The sequence below is a fragment of the Bacillus sp. FSL R9-9492 genome, assembly GCF_038007365.1.
Taxonomy (GTDB): Bacteria; Bacillota; Bacilli; order Bacillales; family Bacillaceae_G; genus Bacillus_A; species Bacillus_A mycoides.
In genome coordinates, this window is sequence record NZ_JBBOXC010000001.1 from 4,111,478 (window position 1) to 4,128,189 (window position 16,712).

Genomic DNA, 16,712 nt, shown 5'->3' on the forward strand with positions numbered 1-16,712 from the left:
GGAACCCCTTTTCCAACCTTTTATTCACTCTACATATATACATCCTCCTATGGAACAGGCTTATTTCATAACATTGAAGTAAGCTTGATTTTTTATTTACTAAAATGATTTTTCCCTTTCGTTTGTTTAAATCAAATATCTCGAATCACAATTCCACTTTATCAAGTATATTTCGGAATTTTTTTTGAACATTTATTGAACATTTATTGAACTTTTTTTGAAATTTTTCTGAAAATTCTGTTTTACATATGATATACTACAACTAATAAGAAGGAAAAGAATATTGCAAACAGAGGGGGATAATCATGAGTTTACTTATCGCACTTATACTAGGAGTTACATGCGGAGCTATTCCTGTCATTTTAGGAGCTATTATGGAAGAATTAGAAGTTGGTGTTTTAGGTTTTGTTGCATCATGTGTAAGCGCTTTATTTTTCGGTTTATATGGTGCTATTCCTGTTTCTATTCTGTGCGCATTCTATATACTACGCCATGCTCGCGCAAAACAGCTCGGCCCTAATCACATTGCCCAAGTTATTCCATTCCCAATTGAACGATGCCGCCGCGCTTCCAGCCTATAAAGTGAAACTTTAATCAGTGGGAGTTTTACTGCCCACAAATAGCGGGATAAATTATCCAACTTAAATATTATGCCTGCCTAAATAAATAAAAAGTCCTCAAATGAGGACTTTTTATTTATTTTCTTCTAGAAATTGAAACAATTCTTGCAAATGAAGTGCATCTTCACTGTAGCTAACGGATACATGACATGTCCCTTCAATCTCAGCATGCATATAAAGGACAATTCCATCCCGATCATATTTCAATGCCAAATAAAACTCCATTTCCTCTAACATCTTTTTCGAGCTTCGGATAACATAATGCCCTTTCTCATCTCTTCCATATTCAAAATCTGGTCCAAAATCGTATTTTTGTTTAAAAGCTTCTTTTTGCTTATCATTAATCTGTACACAAGTTGCTCGCTGCACAGCATCAATCATCTCGTCAAACTTTTGGAGATCCATTCCATTTACCCCCTTATATACTTTTTGTATAATACTTGTGTTCCGCTATTCTCTTTTCCATCTGCGATTAGCTCTTCATACAATTCCTTCGCTAGGGTTAAACCCGGTACTGGTAATTGTAATTTTTCAGCTTCATCTAAAGCAATCTTCATATCTTTCATAAAATGCTTTACATAAAAGCCAGGTTCAAAATCTCCTTTTAACATTCGAGGAGCTAAATTACTTAATGACCAGCTACCTGCTGCTCCTGTCGAAATACTCTCTAATACTTTATCTGCATTAAGTCCAGCCTTTTTCGCATATGCTACCGCTTCACATACTCCTATCATGTTAGAAGCAATTGCTATTTGATTGCACATTTTTGTATGTTGTCCACTCCCAGCAGGGCCTTGCAACTGAATATTTGTTCCTAGTTTTTCAAATAGAGGTAAGCAAATATCATATATTCTGTTCTCTCCACCGACCATAATTGCTAGTCTTGCTTCTTTAGCCCCAATGTCCCCGCCAGATACTGGTGCATCTAATGTATATATATTCTTGCTTTTCGCAACTTCATTAATACGTTTTGCCAATGTTGGTGTAGATGTTGTAAAGTCAATTGCTATCGTACCTTCATTTGCATGTTCTAAAATTCCATCAATCCCAAAGTACACTTCTTCTACATCATGAGGATAACCAACCATCGTCATAACAACATCAACTTGCTTTACTAACGCTTTCGGTGTATCACACCAAGTCGCACCCTCTTGCACTAAAGAATCCGCTTTTTCCTTCGTTCTATTATATACATATACTTTATAACCACTTTGCATTAAATGGTTGACCATACTTTTTCCCATTACACCAATACCAATGAAACCTATTGATAAATTTTTATTTTCCATCTTCTCATCCCCTTTGTTCTAATAAATCATTTACCATCTTTCGGAACTCTTTATTAAAATCATCATCCATACTATTTTTCACATTTGAAAATAAAATAACAAAAGTTCCTTTTTCTTTATTAAAATTATTGAAAGTGTTCCAACCAGATAGTACACCATGGTTATGGAAATAATCTGGATATATGTAAAAGCTAAATGCATATTTTCTTTCTTGTGAAGGTGTAAACATCGCTTGTATACTTTGTTCTGAAAGAAGCTTTCCATTTATAATCGCTTCATCTAATTTTTTCATATCCCCTACTGTCGTATACATCTCACCCGATCCATATAACCAGTCCACCCCTAATTTTTGTGCTAGTACAAGCTCTTGATCTTTCTTCACATACCCCTTCGTGAAGTTTTTATCTCCAGGCACCATATTTCCCATACCTGATTCATGCATCTCGGCCTTTGTAAATATATTTTCTTTTACATAGTCTCCTAAAGGCTTTTTCGTTATATTTTCTATAATATAAGCGAGCACCATATAATTATAATCCGTATACTTCCAACCTGTTCCTGGTGGAAACTCTAATTTTTGACTTCCAATCCAAGTTACTAAATTTATACGTGAAGCTACATTAACCTTCCCTTTCCCACTTTCCGGTAAACCAGATGTATGCGTTAATAAGTGATATAACGTGATGTGTTTATCTGCTGGAAATGAAGGAATGTATTTATTTACATTATCTTGGATATTTAACTTCCCTTGTTCTTGTAACTGTAGAATGGATGTAGCAACAACTGTTTTCGTAATAGAACCGATACGATATTTTGTTTGAGGCGTATTTTCTATTTTATTTTGAACATCAGCATATCCATATCCTTTATTCAATATAACATGCTCTTTATCTGTCACCAAAACTGTCCCATTAAATTGCTTTCCTACTAAATACTGATCTAACTTTTGAGATATACTAGCATAATCAATTTTTTGTACTTCTTCTATATTATCCTGTACCTCTGACTCAATAGCAGGAGTTACCTTTGTTGTTAATACTGCTTGTTCCTTTGGATCGGGATAGAGAAAATAGTATACTCCGCCGCAAACTACAGCAGACAGTGAAGCCATAACCATTATTTTTTTTATCATATTGTTCCTCCGTAATTACTTCATGTGAACTACCCACCACTTAGTCTCTCTTGCGAGCTTACTTGAAGTGGGAGCTTCTCGGTTAAAATGGTCCCCCATATTCTATTATCAAGTAATAAAAAAAAATCGCAACAATTTGTTGCGAAAAATCACATTTTTTCTTTTCTATATATACATACTTGATTTTTCCCATTTTTTTTCGCTTCATATAACGCAATATCCGCTCTTTGCATTAACTCTTCTCTTGTAATCCCTTGCTCATATAACGCAACTCCAAAACTCGCTGTTAATTTCGAAATTCCAGAGAAATGCTTTGTTTCAATGAAAAATCGCAATGATTCCGCAACTTGAAACGCTTCTTTTTCTACCGTATTTGTCACTAATATTATAAATTCCTCTCCTCCCCATCTTGCAAATACATGTTGATCTTCAACTTTAGATTTCATAAGATCTGCAAGTTGTACTAATGCTAAATCGCCAAAATCATGACCATATGTGTCATTTACTGATTTAAAATTATCTATATCAAACAAAATAAGTGCAACTTTTTCATCATTACGTAATACATTCTCCCACTCTGTCTCCAATATTTGTTGGAATTTCAAGCGATTATATATTTCTGTCAATGAATCTATCATAGCCAATCTTTCTTGCTCTTGATAGATTTCATCTAATTCTGTAATCTCTGTGCATTTTACTATAAATCGCGATAAGTCTTCTGGTAATGGTGTCGCACGTAATAGAAAAGTAAATGCTTCTCCTTCATAATTGTACATTTTAATTCTTCTTCCATTTGATAAAGTATCATCCAGCCATGTTATATCGTGAGTCGTCGAATAATATCCGTTCTCTCTAATAAGATGTTCTGCAAACACTAAATGTTGTTCACGATACGTAAATAAATTATCATGTCCGAAGAATTGTAAAAAATTCGTATTACAATCAACAATCTCATCATCTTCTACTATAAATAATAAATCATTTTGAAAATCAAACATCGTTTGAAGCAATTCTTGTTGTAAACTTACTTGTCGCACTAAAGAAAGCTGATATAAACTCTTATTCACTTCCTCTAGTACTACTTGTGGGGTTACTGGTGCTATAACAATATTACGTATTCCTAACAGTAGTAAATCTGCAAACTGATTGTCTATCTGTTGATCCCAAATGATAATGAATGTGCTCTGTGAATTATATATATTCTTTATATATTTTATTTGAGCAAAATCTGTTACATACATAATTACAATATGTGGTCTAGTTCTATGAAACAATATTTCTCCTTCTTCAAAACTATTTGCTATAAACATACATTTTGGATGGACGTTTTCTATCGTTTGTTGATGTGTACATCCATCTTCTATATAAAGGACATTCAACTGAAGATCTTGTAATACATTTTGGAAAACAGTATTCTCTAATAAAAAATGTAGTATGTTCATCACTAGTCTTCACTCACTTCATATATCTTGTTTTACTGAATTCCTCACAATCATTTTATAAAGAATTGTGAGGAACTCATATTAACAAGCTAATTGAGAATGTTATCTTCGCTTATCTGCTCTGGAAATTCCTTTTTTAGTTTATGATTATATGAATTGTATCGTTTGTATGAATGCCCTGCCTTACTATTTAAAACTTGACAATTAAAATAAAGGTATTATATTCTTAAATTCAATAACTTACAAAATGTAAGTAGAGTATATTACATTTATTTTATATTAAGTTGATATGTAATTTGGAGGATATATAATGACAAACAACGACTTTTTTAACGTTTTATATGAACGCACATCTACACGTGCATTCAACCCTGAAAAAGAAATTTCATCTACAGAGTTACATGAAATTTTAAAAGCAGCTGCGCAAGCACCTTCTGCTTGGAACTTGCAACACTGGAAATTCCTTGTTTTCCAAGGCGAAGATGTACAAAAACGATTACACCCAATTGCTTATAACCAACAACAAATTCTTGATGCTTCTGCCGTAGTCGCTATTTTAGGTGATTTAGAGGCATATAAAAATGTTGAACCTGTTTACGGTCCAATTGTAGAACAAGGATTTATGAAAGCAGACGCAAAAGAGCGCTTAGCTAAAAATATTGAATCTGCATATACTCGTGAGCAATACCCACGAGATGCTGCCTTTTCAAATGCTGCTTTAGCAGCAATGCAACTTATGCTTGCTGCTAAAGCAACTGGCTGGGATACTTGCGCTATTGGTGGCTTCAATCCACAGGCATTAATGGAAGAATTCAATGTTTCATCTCGTTACGTACCAATTATGCTTATTACAATTGGTGAATCAACTTTAAAAGGTCACCCTGCACCGCGCATGAGCGTAGAACAAGTAAGTGAATGGGCAAAATAATAAAAAAACGAAGGTAATTTCATTACCTTCGTTTTTTTATATTCTGTCACACATCCGTAATATTACAATGTATTATTCGACATCTATACATAGAGAAATTGTAATTTTTACGCTATCACTATAAACAAATATGGCGTTTTGTGTCGAAATTTGTTAAAGCATTGAAATATAACCGTGTATATTTGTTACAATTGTGATACAATGATAACAAATAGATAACAAGAGAGGGATTTTCATTGAGTTCATACGGAAGCTTTATCGCACTTTTGAGTTACATAGTAACTGTACTACTGCTATATTTTATTGGCGATGCTGCAAACATATCAGTGTTACAATTCCCTAAAGAAGAAGCGTTACAATTAGAAGCAGAAAAACATACTGCACGATCCATTGCACCACTACTCTTAGCTCTTCCTGTATATATCATCGTTTTATATAAAAGTAAAAAAGTGTAAAGGCTACCTATTTCATTCATTTCGGTGGTCTTTACATTTTTTTGTGACATTTCCCCTATTTTCAACATCATTCCATACTAAATACCCATCTAGTCATTTAAAATGAGAAAATACCCTAGAAAAATTTCCATTATCTGTCCAGTCACTAACTACCGAACTTACATAGATTATAAGTGTGAAGGGGGTGATGAGGATTATGTTTGGATCATTTGGATGCTGTGATAACTTTAGAGACTGTCATCATCGTGAAAGAGAGTGTGACCATCGCGACCATCGTGACCATCGCGAGAAAGAGAGAGAGGTAAAACCACAACAAACAGCTGTATGTAACGTACTTGCTAGCATTTCAGTTGGAACAGAGCTTTCTCTTTTAAGCATTAGAGGTAACGGAACATTCAATAATGTAATTTTTGAAGGTTTCGCTAACGGTGTTGCTCTTTTCTCTGCTTTAGCTCGTAATGACAAAGACAACAAAGATAACAATAACAATAAAGACGATAAGAACAATCAAAATCGTAATACTTTTACTGGTATTTTACGTGTATGCCCAACTGATATCGTTGCAATCGCTATCTAATTCTGTTCCTTATCCTCTATAGTAAGAAAACAAGATTTACTTTTCTCATAGAAAAAACCTGAGACCGATTTCAAATCGACTCAGGTTTTTTTACTATTATATGCTTTTAACTAATTCAACAACTTCTTCAGCAGTTGACATTGTTAATGCTTTTTCTGCTAATGTTTCCATTTCTGCTTTTGACAACTTGCTTAGTTGTGTTCTTGCAGGAAGGATAGATGTTGCACTCATACTGAACTCATCTAAGCCTAATCCTAATAATAATGGGATAGCAAGTGAATCTCCCGCCATCTCACCACACATACCAGCCCATTTGCCCTCTTTATGAGCAGCATCGATAACCATTTTTACAAGACGTAAAATAGATGGGTTATATGGTTGGTATAAGTAAGCTACTTGTTCGTTCATACGGTCTGCAGCCATTGTGTATTGGATTAAGTCATTTGTTCCAATAGAGAAGAAATCAACTTCTTTTGCGAACTGATCAGCTAATACTGCTGAAGCTGGAATTTCAACCATCATACCAACTTCAATAGAATCAGAAACAGTTGTACCCGCTTGAACAAGTCTTTCTTTCTCTTCTAATAAGATTGCTTTCGCTTGACGGAACTCATCAAGAGTTGCAATCATTGGGAACATAATTTTTAAGTTACCGTATACGCTAGCACGAAGTAATGCACGAAGTTGTGTACGGAACACATCTTGCTCATCAAGACATAAGCGAATTGCACGGTATCCTAAGAATGGGTTCATTTCTTTTGGTAAATGTAAGTATGGAAGTTCTTTATCTCCACCGATGTCAAGTGTACGAACAACAACTGGTTGATCTTCTTTTACACCTTCAAGAACTGCTTTATACGCTTCGAACTGCTCTTCTTCTGTTGGAAGATTGTCACGGCCCATGTATAAGAATTCTGTACGGTATAAACCAACGCCTTCTCCGCCATTATCGATAATACCTTGTACATCATTTGGTGTTCCGATATTAGCAACAAGCTCAACGTGATGTCCATCACTTGTTACAGTTGCTTGGTCTTTTAATTTTGCCCATACAACTTTTTGCTCTTCAAATTTCGCTTTCTTTTCTTCAAAAGAACGAAGAGTTTCTTCAGATGGGTTTACAATTACTTCTCCATCTAAACCGTCAATGATTACGATATCGCCGTTTTGGATTTTCTCCATAACAACTTTCGTACCAACAACAGCTGGAATTTCCATAGAACGAGCCATAATTGCAGAGTGAGATGTACGTCCACCGATATCAGTTGTGAAACCTTTTGCATACTTACGGTTTAACTGAGCTGTATCAGATGGTGTTAAATCTTCAGCAATGATGATTACTTCTTCAGAAATTGTACCAGGGTTTGAGAAGTTAATTCCTAGTAAATGTGCAAGAACACGTTTTGTTACGTCGCGAATATCCGCAGCACGTTCTTTCATGTATTCGTTATCCATGTTTTCAAACATAGAAATAAACATTGATGCAACTTCATCCATTGCAAATTCAGCATTTACTTTTTCGCCATTTACTTTATCTTTTACTGGATTTACTAATTCTGGATCATTTAATACTAATAAATGTGCTTCAAAGATAGCAGCTTTATCAGCACCTAGCTCAGCAAAAGCATGGTCCTTAATAGCTTCTAGTTCAGATTTTGCTTTCTCAAGCGCAGCGTCTAAGCGTGCAATTTCAGCAGCTTCGTCTGTAATTGATTTCTTTTCAATGTTAAATTCAGGATTCTCAAGTCTGAAAGCCTTTGCAATAGCAATCCCACTTGATGCAGCGATCCCTTGAATGTTAAGAGTCATTATTCTCCTAATCCTTCGTTTTTCATAGTTTCTTCGATAGCTGCTAGTGCTTGAGCTGCATCATCACCATTTGCAGTGACCTTAATTTCCGCGCCTTGTTGAATTCCTAAAGACATAACACCCATGATTGATTTTAAGTTAACGTTTTTTCCGTTATACTCTAAGTTGATGTCAGAACCAAATTTGCTTGCAGTGTTTACAAGTAGAGTTGCTGGACGAGCATGAATTCCTGAGTCGCTAGTTACTTTAAAGATTTTTTCCATGATAATTTATCTCCTTCAAATACAGTATTTTTTTAGTTGTATAGACGTGAGTACTACATCATCTATTGTATATAATAGGCGATGTTCGGTCAACCACATCGCCTATTATAATTATAAACATTTTGCGTCAAATTCCTACTGAATGTCAATAATAGCGTTTTCGCCCTTCTTAACATTTCCATCTTTTTTCAATTCGACTTGTTGCCCTTGTTGTAAATTCGTAAAGACGATTGGTGTAATAATAGATGGTGCATTTTCTTTTACAAATGCAAGATCTACTTTTAATAATGGTTGTCCTTGCTTCACTTTATCACCTTGTGCTACAAGCGCTTCAAAGCCTTCACCATTTAATTTTACAGTATCAATACCGAAGTGGATTAAAATTTCTTTTCCGCCTTCAGACTGAATACCAATCGCATGTTTTGTAGGGAATACATTTACAATCTCACCATTAACCGGAGAAACTACTGTTCCTTCTGTTGGCTCAATCGCAAATCCATCTCCCATCATTTTCCCTGAGAATACTTGGTCAGGTACTTCTGTAATCGGTAAGATTTTCCCTTCAATTGGTGAAACGATTGTTTCATTTTCATCAACCTGTTGAGGAGCTTCTTCCACTTTTACAGGCGCTTCTTTTTCAACATGAGGTGTACGACCTGACATAATATCATGAATTTGTGATTTTAATGTGTCAGATTTCGGTCCGAAAATAGCTTGAATGTTATTTCCAACTTCAAGTACACCGGCTGCTCCAAGCTCTTTTAAGCGGTCTTTATTTACATTTTTTTGTTCGTTAACTTGAACGCGTAAACGAGTAATACAAGCATCTAACGAAGCAATGTTTTCTTTACCACCAAGTGCTACTAATACTTCACGTGGAAGTTCTCCTGCTTCTGTTTTCCCTGCGCCTTCATTAGCATTCGCTACTTCACGACCAGGTGTTTTTAAGTTCCATTTACGGATTGCGAAACGGAATCCGAAGTAGTAAATCACTGCTAGTACAAGACCAACAATAATTACCCACCACCATGCCGTACGACCTGGTAGTACACCGAATAATATGAAGTCAATTAAACCACCAGAGAATGTCATACCAATTTTAACACCTAAAATTTGCATTGTCATAAATGATAGACCAGCGAATACTGCATGAATTCCGAATAATACTGGTGCTACGAATAAGAATGAAAATTCAAGTGGTTCTGTAATACCTGTTAAGAAAGATGTTAATGCAGCAGATCCTAAAATACCAGCTGCTAATTTTTTATTTTCCGGACGTGCTTCATGGTACATTGCTAAAGCTGCTGCTGGAAGACCGAACATCATGAACGGATACTTACCAGTTGTAAATGTACCTGCTGTTAATTCTACGCCGTCTTTTAACTGTGCCATAAAGATTTTTTGGTCACCACGGATTAATTCGCCAGCTGCATTTGTATACTGACCGAATTCGAACCAGAACGGTGAATAGAAAATATGATGTAATCCAAATGGAATTAATGAACGTTCGATTAAACCGAATATAAATGCTGCTATCGTTCTATTTGCATCAATCATTTGATGTGAGAACGTATTTAAGCCACCCTGAATGTATGGCCAAATGAAGCACATGATAATACCTACCACTAAAGAGAATGTTGCAGTTGCGATTGGTACGAAACGCTTACCTGCAAAGAAACCTAAGTATGATGGTAATTCAATGTTGAAGTATTTATTATAACAATATGCCGCTACTATCCCGACGATAATACCACCAAACACTCCTGTTTGCAGCGTTGGAATTCCTAATACGTTTGCATATGCTGGATCTGAAAATCCAATTTTTACTGGATCTGTTCCAGTGCTTGTTACTTTCACTAGTTTATCTACTTCTAAGAACACACTCATCGTTTTGTTCATAATTAAGTATCCGACGAACGCTGCTAAACCAGCTACTCCGTCTCCACCAGCTAAACCGATCGCTACCCCAACTGCGAATAATAGCGCAAGGTTAGCGAAAATAATATCGCCAGATTGTTCCATAATTTTTGCAACCATTACGAACCAATCTGCTTTTAAAGCAGGGATAACATTTGTTAGTTGTGGATTTTGAAATGCATTACCAAATCCAAGTAAAATACCTGCTGCCGGTAAAATCGCTACTGGAAGCATAAGCGCTTTTCCGACTTTTTGAAGAACACCAAAGATCTTCTTAAACATGGAAACCCTTCCTCTCTTATCTATATTGATACTTTTCGACAAACGCCAAAAAGGCATGAGGAAAAAAAAGATAGAACGATAGCTATACAAAGGGTAGTATGTCCCTTTCTTTAGCTTACATTCCCAACTTTTCTCCACTCATGCCTGATCGAATCAGTAACACGTGTCAAAAATAGGATTACGTATAAGTTCACTATAATTAAAGCAAACGTTTTCGTTATTTACCTTAATGTGTTTGTCGAATTTTGTATAACTTTGCAATAGTTATTATACATAACTATTGTAAGCGATTCAATCATTTTTTTTAACGTTTTCATTTTAGACAAAAATATATGTCTTTTTACACATGTTCTACTTTCACTAATCGTTGTAAATGCATCGTTAAATAAATACTCTCCGCTTCATATACAGGAAGTTGTAATTCTTTCTGCATTACTTTGACTAGTTTCCACGCCAAATTATAACAAACTGGATATTCCAACTTTAATAAATCAGCAAAACTCTGTGCTTCTTCTACTTTTTCTCCTTTTTTCACCCGCTCAATAGCATATTGTAAATGGCGAATAAGGCGTAAATAATGAATGCTTTCTTGGTCTAATGTAATTTGTAGGCTTGTCTCAATTAAAGACACAAGTTGTGCAATAAGACGAGAATTTTGATTAACAGAAGATAAATCAGAGTTTGTAAGCGAGCTGTAAATGTGAAGTGCGATAAAGCCAACTTCCCCTTCTGGCAATGTAATTTGCAAACGAGAATTTAAAAGTTGCACAACGCCTTCAGCAATTTTATATTCCTCTGGATATAGCATTTTCGTTTCAACTAAAAAAGGATTATCTATTGTAAGTCCTTGTTTCAGCCTTTTAATTGCAAAAGAAATATGATCTGTTAAAGCGATATGAATATGTTCATTTAATGGAGACTCCGCTTTTTCTTGAATATATAACATAATATCATTCATCAATTCAATTAGCTTTTCACTCACATGTGGTACTAAAAGTTTGTATTGTTCTCGATCACGTTCATTTTTTAAAACAAACATTTTCTCAATTTGTTCTTGCTCCAACACATCTTCAGTCTTTTTCCCAAATCCGATTCCTTTACCGATCACTACTACTTCCTCGTGTTCAGGATGGCTAGCAATGATGACATTATTATTTAAAACTTTTTTAATTTCTAGATAATTACTCATATAACACCACCCTCGTACTTAAATAGCCTACTTTTATGTTACAGAACATTCTTCTTTTTCGTCAATATAAAACATCTACCATTTAATAAAAATTCATTTTTTAGACATGTTTGTATATGATGCGTATAATGTAAGGGCAACTGTACATAGAAAGGAGATTGCAACATGATTAAGATGTTTGTAAGTGATATTGACGGTACAATGATGCAGCATGGAGGTCTGATTGATGAACAGGATGTTGCGGCACTTCGCAGTCTTGCTGAGCAAAATGTAATTCTTTGTTTTGCTTCTGGAAGACTTGATAATGAAATTGCAGACCTAATGAGAGCGGTTAATACAAATTTCCATCGCATTAGTGTAAATGGTGTTTTTGTATATACACATGAAAATAAACAGCTATTATCTGCAACTTTCGATTCCAGCATTCTTCCAGATTTGTTAGCTATGACAAATGAAGACCCTTATTTCCGTTATGTAAGTGATGAACATAACTACTACATTGAAGAAAAAACACCGTTTATTCATGAACTTGAACAACAAGTAACGATGACTTCTGTTGAAGAACCTAATCTATTACAGAAAATTGATGATACAATTTTTCCAAATAAAATTTCTATCGGTGGAACGAAGGAAAGCTTACAACTCCTTCAGAACAAAATTGATGAAAAATTTCACGGAAAAGTTAGCACCTTCATTTCAGCAGAACAATGTTTAGATGTAATGCCACCTAATATTAGTAAAGGTTCTGCTATTTCTATTTTATTAAAAGAATTTCAAATACAACCAGAGGAAATTGCTTGCATAGGGGATTCTTATAATGATATTCCAATGTTCTCTTTAACTCCTCACAGTTTTGCTATGTCTCAAGCAGATGACGCAGTAAAAGAGCACGCTCACTATGTAGTAAATACGGTTAAAGATGCTGTTAACCACGTAATTGCTCATAATAAAAATACGACTCACTCCTTATAAGGATGAGTCGTATTTTTATTTCTTTACATGTTGAAAACATCAAAGTTCACTGTACTTCACAAACTGAAATATATTACTTGTTACGTGCGATGTTCGTAATAAACTTGTAACGATCCCCACGATAAATACATTTCACATACTCTAACGGTAACTCACCTTCTGCATATGACCATTGACGCATTACAAGTACAGGCGCCTTTTTAGGAATATGCAGATGTTCAGCTTCATTATCCGTTGCAATTGAAGCTTCAATTGATTGAGTAGCGCGAACAAGCTTAAAGCCCAGTTTTTTCTCTAAATGTTCATATAAAGATTGTTGTAATATTTCTTCGTTAATATCTTTCACAAGAGTTGGCGACAAATATGTCGTCTCAAATGCAATCGGTTCGTCATCAGCTAAGCGCGTACGTCTCACTTCATAAACCGATTCTCCCTCTTGTATTCTCAGCCGGTCTGCTATTTTAGCAGTAGCTGGAACTAGGCGGAAACTTAATAACTGGCTGCTCGGTTTCATACCACGAGATATCATATCTTCTGTGAATCCCGTCATTCCTTGCAACTTTTGCTCCACTTTCGGAAGTTGGACGAACGTTCCAATCCCACGTTTCCGGTATAAATAACCTTGTTCCACTAAGTTATTAATCGCCTGTCTGATTGTCATACGACTCACTTCGAACTTATCACAAAGTTCATTCTCAGATGGAATTTTATCTCCCGGCTTCCATTCGCCTTCCTCAATTAGCTGTTTCACCCACTCTTGAATCTGATAATAAATCGGAAATGGTGAATACTTGTCGATGTTCATCAGCAATCGCCTCACTGCATAAAGATAGAGCTTCTGGATCTGCGATTACGGTTACATTCGGATGACGTTGTAAAACTGTAGCAGGACACGCCTCACTATATTCACCTTGCAATAATTCTTTAATAGCTTCTGCCTTTTTAGATCCCATAGCAACAAGAAGAATTTGTTTCGCTTTCATAATACTTCCAATTCCCATTGTAATCGCATGAGTCGGCACATCTTCTTCATTTTCAAAGAAGCGAAGGTTTGCTTGGCGTGTAGATTCTGTTAATTCTACAATGTTAGTTGGAGAATTAAATGGTGTTCCTGGCTCATTAAATCCGATGTGACCGTTTTCACCGATTCCAAGAATCTGTAAGTCAACTGGGTTAGCTACTAGAATGCCTTCATAACGCTTGCACTCTTCCTCTAAATCACTTGCCATCCCATTCGGTACATAAGTTTGTTTAAATGGAAGATGATCAAACAACTGTTCTTGCATGAAATAGTGATAGCTGTTTTTATCTTCGTGTGGTAAATTTACGTACTCATCTAAGTTTACAGTGGTTGCATGACTTGTATCAAGTTTATTTTTTCGCATTTCTGCATAAATACCTAATGGAGAGCTTCCTGTAGCCATTCCTAAAGTTGGATTTTCTTTTGATTTTACAACCTCTTTAATTAACTTATAACCTGCTTCTGCTAATTCTTCTGGAGTTTTTACAACTAGAATATTCATCTAATTACTTCCCTTCCTTCATATGAATTCCTAAACGAACCGTATCATATACATGTAATTCTTCAGTCATAACAACAAAGTCTGCATCTTTACCTACCGCTAACGCACCTTTATTATTTAATCCAAATTCTTCAGCTTGGTTAACTGATGTCATTAACACTGCCTCCTCGATTGAACATCCTGTAAATTCAATTACATTTCGGAAAGCTTGATCCATTTTTAAAATACTACCAGCTAACGTTCCATCTTCTAATCGGGCACTGCCATCTTTTACATGTACTGGCTGTCCGCCAAGCTCATATAATCCTTCTTCAAGACCTTTTGCACGCATTGCATCTGTAATGACACTTACTTTTTTCGGTCCTTTTAATTTATATGCTAATTTCACCATATCAGGGTGAATGTGAATACCATCTGTAATTACTTCAACCATTACATCTGGATTTAATAACACATGACCAACAACTCCTGGTTCACGATGATGTAATCCACGCATTTGATTGTATAAATGTGTTGCATGTGTAATTTTTCTATTTTTCAGTTGTGCATCAATTGCATCTGTATGCCCCATTGTGCCAACAACACCTGTTTCAGCAAGATACTGTTCAAACTCTAACGCACCTTCTTCTTCCGGTGCATATGTTACTAATTTAATTAGATTACCGCTTGCTTCCTGCCATTGTTTAAATTGCTCGATACTCGCAGGAACAATATGTTCAAGTGGTTGTGCACCCGCACGTTTTTTTGAAACATATGGTCCTTCTAAGTGAATATATTCGAAATGTGCTCCTTTGTCTTTCGCTTCCTTCGCAGCACTTAGCGCCGCTTCAATCGCTTCTGGAGCTTGTGTCATTGTTGTTGGGAAGTAAGTTGTAACTCCTTCTTTTAACATTTCTTTACCAAGAGTTACTAATCCATCGCTATTTGCATCCATCGCATCAATATCGTATCCACCATGAATATGAACATCAATCATACCTGGAATCACAATCTTTCCTGCCACATCTAACACAGTTTCATTTTCTTGTGATACATATTGAGCCATCAAACCAATTTCTTTAACTGTTTCTGTGTAACGAATAAATCCGTTTTCCACTACTTCTTTACCTGTATAAATTTCGGCATTGATGACAACTTGCGTTTTCATTTTCATCGACCCTTTCCCATGAAATACCTACTTATTATTATTACCTTATTCGCCTAATTCCATCTTAATATACACACAAGTAGTTGTCTATACATTCTAATGAAATTTCCTCTTCGTTCAGCGAAAAAAGGAAATTGATTTCTTTTTCATTCTAATATATATTATCCATTTTTACCAAAATGGATAATAACCTCTTATATAATTAGTTACTTAAGTAATGGCATAAGACCGCTTGCCCCCATAGTAATATGTTCACCATCTGTTTCTATTTCCACAGTTCGCTTGTTTGTTCCATATATCATTATACCACGCTGTTTTAATCGTCTTACTACACTCTGATGAGGATGCCCATACGGATTTCTACTCCCGTACGAAAGAATAGCGAATTGTGGATCTACTTTTTTTAAGAATGTTTCACTCGTTGAAGTATACGAGCCATGATGCCCAACTTTTAATACATCTGCATGTACATCAAATTGCTTTAATATTTCATTTTCCGTCCGTATATCAGCATCACCCATTAATAAAAAGTCCGCTTTACCATATCGAATCTTTAACACAATTGAGGACTCGTTATTCTCGTCTTTCGATTTACCATTGTTTAATACTTGTATAGAAACATGTGGATCTAGCGGTATGTATTGTCCTTCCTTCACTGAAATGAAAGGAATGCCCCTTTTTTTAATGTTATTTCGATACGTATGATAAGTAAATGAACTATATGTTTTCCCGCTATCTAATACGAGGGAAACTGGCATTTGCTCTACAATTGGAATAAGTCCTCCTATATGGTCCATATCAGGATGAGTACTTACAATCACATCTAAATGATTAATTCTTTTTTCAATTAGTTTTTGAATAATGACCTCTCCCGCTTCATAAGGACCCCCATCTATTAACATCGTTTGACCATTTGGCAATGTAATAAGTGTCGCATCACCTTGTCCAACTTTTAAAAAACTCACTTTCATTTTACCGAAATGTTGCCGCTGCATATGTATAGAAGACGCAGTATGAATAGACATCATATATCTTTTAGCCGATGCGCTGTTTAACGAAAAACATAATAAAACAGAAACCAACAATAGAATACTCCGTACACCTTTCATAACTCGTCTCCTTTTTTCATTTAGTATGGCACGCTCTGTAATTGATATACAAAAAAAG

17 protein-coding genes are annotated in these 16,712 nt (G+C 35.3%); 5 read left to right on the forward strand and 12 right to left on the reverse strand.

The genetic code is table 11. From position 1 onward, the window contains the following. Positions 1-305: 305 nt before the first annotated feature. Entirely contained in the window at positions 306-581 is a 276-nt protein-coding gene (locus MKY70_RS20825) for a hypothetical protein (RefSeq protein WP_002014891.1), read from the forward strand. 111 nt (positions 582-692) lie between these two features. Here MKY70_RS20825 and MKY70_RS20830 read toward each other — a convergent pair whose 3' ends face one another. The 4 genes from MKY70_RS20830 to MKY70_RS20845 all read right to left on the reverse strand — a co-directional run bounded on the left by MKY70_RS20830 (position 693) and on the right by MKY70_RS20845 (position 4,483). Continuing rightward, a complete protein-coding gene (locus MKY70_RS20830) occupies positions 693-1,025 on the reverse strand; it encodes a DUF3909 family protein (RefSeq protein ID WP_002014892.1) in 333 nt (110 codons plus the stop codon). A 5-nt stretch (positions 1,026-1,030) separates the two neighbouring features. After that, entirely contained in the window at positions 1,031-1,909 is an 879-nt protein-coding gene (locus MKY70_RS20835) for an NAD(P)-dependent oxidoreductase (protein ID WP_002033921.1), read from the reverse strand. 4 nt (positions 1,910-1,913) lie between these two features. Further along, positions 1,914-3,041, reverse strand: coding sequence for a serine hydrolase domain-containing protein (locus tag MKY70_RS20840; protein WP_061674461.1), 1,128 nt, complete (start codon positions 3,039-3,041; stop codon positions 1,914-1,916). A gap of 149 nt (positions 3,042-3,190) precedes the next feature. After that, positions 3,191-4,483, reverse strand: a complete 1,293-nt coding sequence (locus tag MKY70_RS20845) for a GGDEF domain-containing protein (protein WP_002033919.1) — start codon at positions 4,481-4,483, stop codon at positions 3,191-3,193. Between the two features lie 310 nt (positions 4,484-4,793). Between MKY70_RS20845 and MKY70_RS20850 the strand changes: the two genes are divergently transcribed. The 3 genes from MKY70_RS20850 to MKY70_RS20860 all read left to right on the forward strand — a co-directional run bounded on the left by MKY70_RS20850 (position 4,794) and on the right by MKY70_RS20860 (position 6,443). Next, entirely contained in the window at positions 4,794-5,411 is a 618-nt protein-coding gene (locus MKY70_RS20850; protein WP_002033918.1) for a nitroreductase family protein, read from the forward strand. Between the two features lie 236 nt (positions 5,412-5,647). Beyond that, positions 5,648-5,866, forward strand: a complete 219-nt coding sequence (locus MKY70_RS20855; RefSeq protein WP_002088422.1) for a hypothetical protein — start codon at positions 5,648-5,650, stop codon at positions 5,864-5,866. A gap of 196 nt (positions 5,867-6,062) precedes the next feature. Continuing rightward, a complete protein-coding gene (locus MKY70_RS20860) occupies positions 6,063-6,443 on the forward strand; it encodes a DUF3915 domain-containing protein (RefSeq protein WP_140152423.1) in 381 nt (126 codons plus the stop codon). A gap of 96 nt (positions 6,444-6,539) precedes the next feature. On the opposite strand, the gene ptsP is transcribed toward MKY70_RS20860, so the two are convergent. From ptsP to glcT, 4 genes are all read right to left on the reverse strand, one after another. Then, positions 6,540-8,252 carry a phosphoenolpyruvate--protein phosphotransferase gene (gene ptsP, locus MKY70_RS20865; RefSeq protein ID WP_107886389.1) on the reverse strand — a complete coding sequence of 571 codons (1,713 nt, stop codon included), beginning with the start codon at positions 8,250-8,252 and terminating at the stop codon, positions 6,540-6,542. Continuing rightward, the gene (gene ptsH / locus MKY70_RS20870; RefSeq protein WP_002033915.1) at positions 8,252-8,515 is read right to left on the reverse strand and encodes a phosphocarrier protein HPr; all 264 of its coding nucleotides are present in this window, start codon (positions 8,513-8,515) and stop codon (positions 8,252-8,254) included. Before ptsH ends, ptsP begins: the two co-directional genes overlap by 1 nt. Before the next feature lie 135 nt (positions 8,516-8,650). Beyond that, on the reverse strand, positions 8,651-10,714 hold the full coding sequence (gene ptsG, locus MKY70_RS20875) for a PTS glucose transporter subunit IIABC (RefSeq protein WP_002014901.1): 2,064 nt from the start codon (positions 10,712-10,714) through the stop codon (positions 8,651-8,653). A 340-nt stretch (positions 10,715-11,054) separates the two neighbouring features. Then, positions 11,055-11,903, reverse strand: a complete 849-nt coding sequence (glcT, locus tag MKY70_RS20880) for a glucose PTS transporter transcription antiterminator GlcT (protein ID WP_088034394.1) — start codon at positions 11,901-11,903, stop codon at positions 11,055-11,057. A gap of 165 nt (positions 11,904-12,068) precedes the next feature. Between glcT and MKY70_RS20885 the strand changes: the two genes are divergently transcribed. Next, a complete protein-coding gene (locus MKY70_RS20885; RefSeq protein WP_341025648.1) occupies positions 12,069-12,875 on the forward strand; it encodes an HAD family hydrolase in 807 nt (268 codons plus the stop codon). Positions 12,876-12,948: 73 nt separating this feature from the next. Here MKY70_RS20885 and phnF read toward each other — a convergent pair whose 3' ends face one another. The 4 genes from phnF to MKY70_RS20905 all read right to left on the reverse strand — a co-directional run bounded on the left by phnF (position 12,949) and on the right by MKY70_RS20905 (position 16,654). Next, positions 12,949-13,680, reverse strand: coding sequence for a phosphonate metabolism transcriptional regulator PhnF (phnF, locus tag MKY70_RS20890; RefSeq protein ID WP_012261644.1), 732 nt, complete (start codon positions 13,678-13,680; stop codon positions 12,949-12,951). Continuing rightward, positions 13,610-14,398, reverse strand: a complete 789-nt coding sequence (nagB, locus tag MKY70_RS20895) for a glucosamine-6-phosphate deaminase (RefSeq protein WP_002033913.1) — start codon at positions 14,396-14,398, stop codon at positions 13,610-13,612. The genes phnF and nagB overlap by 71 nt, the downstream gene beginning before the upstream one ends. Before the next feature lie 4 nt (positions 14,399-14,402). Beyond that, on the reverse strand, positions 14,403-15,545 hold the full coding sequence (gene nagA, locus MKY70_RS20900) for an N-acetylglucosamine-6-phosphate deacetylase (RefSeq protein ID WP_002088433.1): 1,143 nt from the start codon (positions 15,543-15,545) through the stop codon (positions 14,403-14,405). A gap of 206 nt (positions 15,546-15,751) precedes the next feature. Further along, a complete protein-coding gene (locus MKY70_RS20905; RefSeq protein ID WP_002128943.1) occupies positions 15,752-16,654 on the reverse strand; it encodes a ComEC/Rec2 family competence protein in 903 nt (300 codons plus the stop codon). Positions 16,655-16,712 lie beyond the last annotated feature (58 nt).

Excerpts from the sequence above, each read along its gene's own strand:
- MKY70_RS20825 (WP_002014891.1), top strand. The coding sequence starts at position 306 with ATGAGTTTACTTATCGCACTTATACTAGGAGTTACATGCGGAGCTATT.
- MKY70_RS20840 (WP_061674461.1), bottom strand. The coding sequence starts at position 3,041 with ATGATAAAAAAAATAATGGTTATGGCTTCACTGTCTGCTGTAGTTTGC.
- MKY70_RS20850 (WP_002033918.1), top strand. The coding sequence starts at position 4,794 with ATGACAAACAACGACTTTTTTAACGTTTTATATGAACGCACATCTACA.
- phnF (WP_012261644.1), bottom strand. The coding sequence starts at position 13,680 with ATGAACATCGACAAGTATTCACCATTTCCGATTTATTATCAGATTCAA.
- MKY70_RS20905 (WP_002128943.1), bottom strand. The coding sequence starts at position 16,654 with ATGAAAGGTGTACGGAGTATTCTATTGTTGGTTTCTGTTTTATTATGT.
- ptsH (WP_002033915.1), bottom strand. The coding sequence starts at position 8,515 with ATGGAAAAAATCTTTAAAGTAACTAGCGACTCAGGAATTCATGCTCGT.
- MKY70_RS20835 (WP_002033921.1), bottom strand. The coding sequence starts at position 1,909 with ATGGAAAATAAAAATTTATCAATAGGTTTCATTGGTATTGGTGTAATG.
- glcT (WP_088034394.1), bottom strand. The coding sequence starts at position 11,903 with ATGAGTAATTATCTAGAAATTAAAAAAGTTTTAAATAATAATGTCATC.
- MKY70_RS20860 (WP_140152423.1), top strand. The coding sequence starts at position 6,063 with ATGTTTGGATCATTTGGATGCTGTGATAACTTTAGAGACTGTCATCAT.
- nagB (WP_002033913.1), bottom strand. The coding sequence starts at position 14,398 with ATGAATATTCTAGTTGTAAAAACTCCAGAAGAATTAGCAGAAGCAGGT.
- MKY70_RS20885 (WP_341025648.1), top strand. The coding sequence starts at position 12,069 with ATGATTAAGATGTTTGTAAGTGATATTGACGGTACAATGATGCAGCAT.
- MKY70_RS20830 (WP_002014892.1), bottom strand. The coding sequence starts at position 1,025 with ATGGATCTCCAAAAGTTTGACGAGATGATTGATGCTGTGCAGCGAGCA.
- ptsP (WP_107886389.1), bottom strand. The coding sequence starts at position 8,252 with ATGACTCTTAACATTCAAGGGATCGCTGCATCAAGTGGGATTGCTATT.
- nagA (WP_002088433.1), bottom strand. The coding sequence starts at position 15,545 with ATGAAAACGCAAGTTGTCATCAATGCCGAAATTTATACAGGTAAAGAA.
- MKY70_RS20845 (WP_002033919.1), bottom strand. The coding sequence starts at position 4,483 with ATGAACATACTACATTTTTTATTAGAGAATACTGTTTTCCAAAATGTA.
- ptsG (WP_002014901.1), bottom strand. The coding sequence starts at position 10,714 with ATGTTTAAGAAGATCTTTGGTGTTCTTCAAAAAGTCGGAAAAGCGCTT.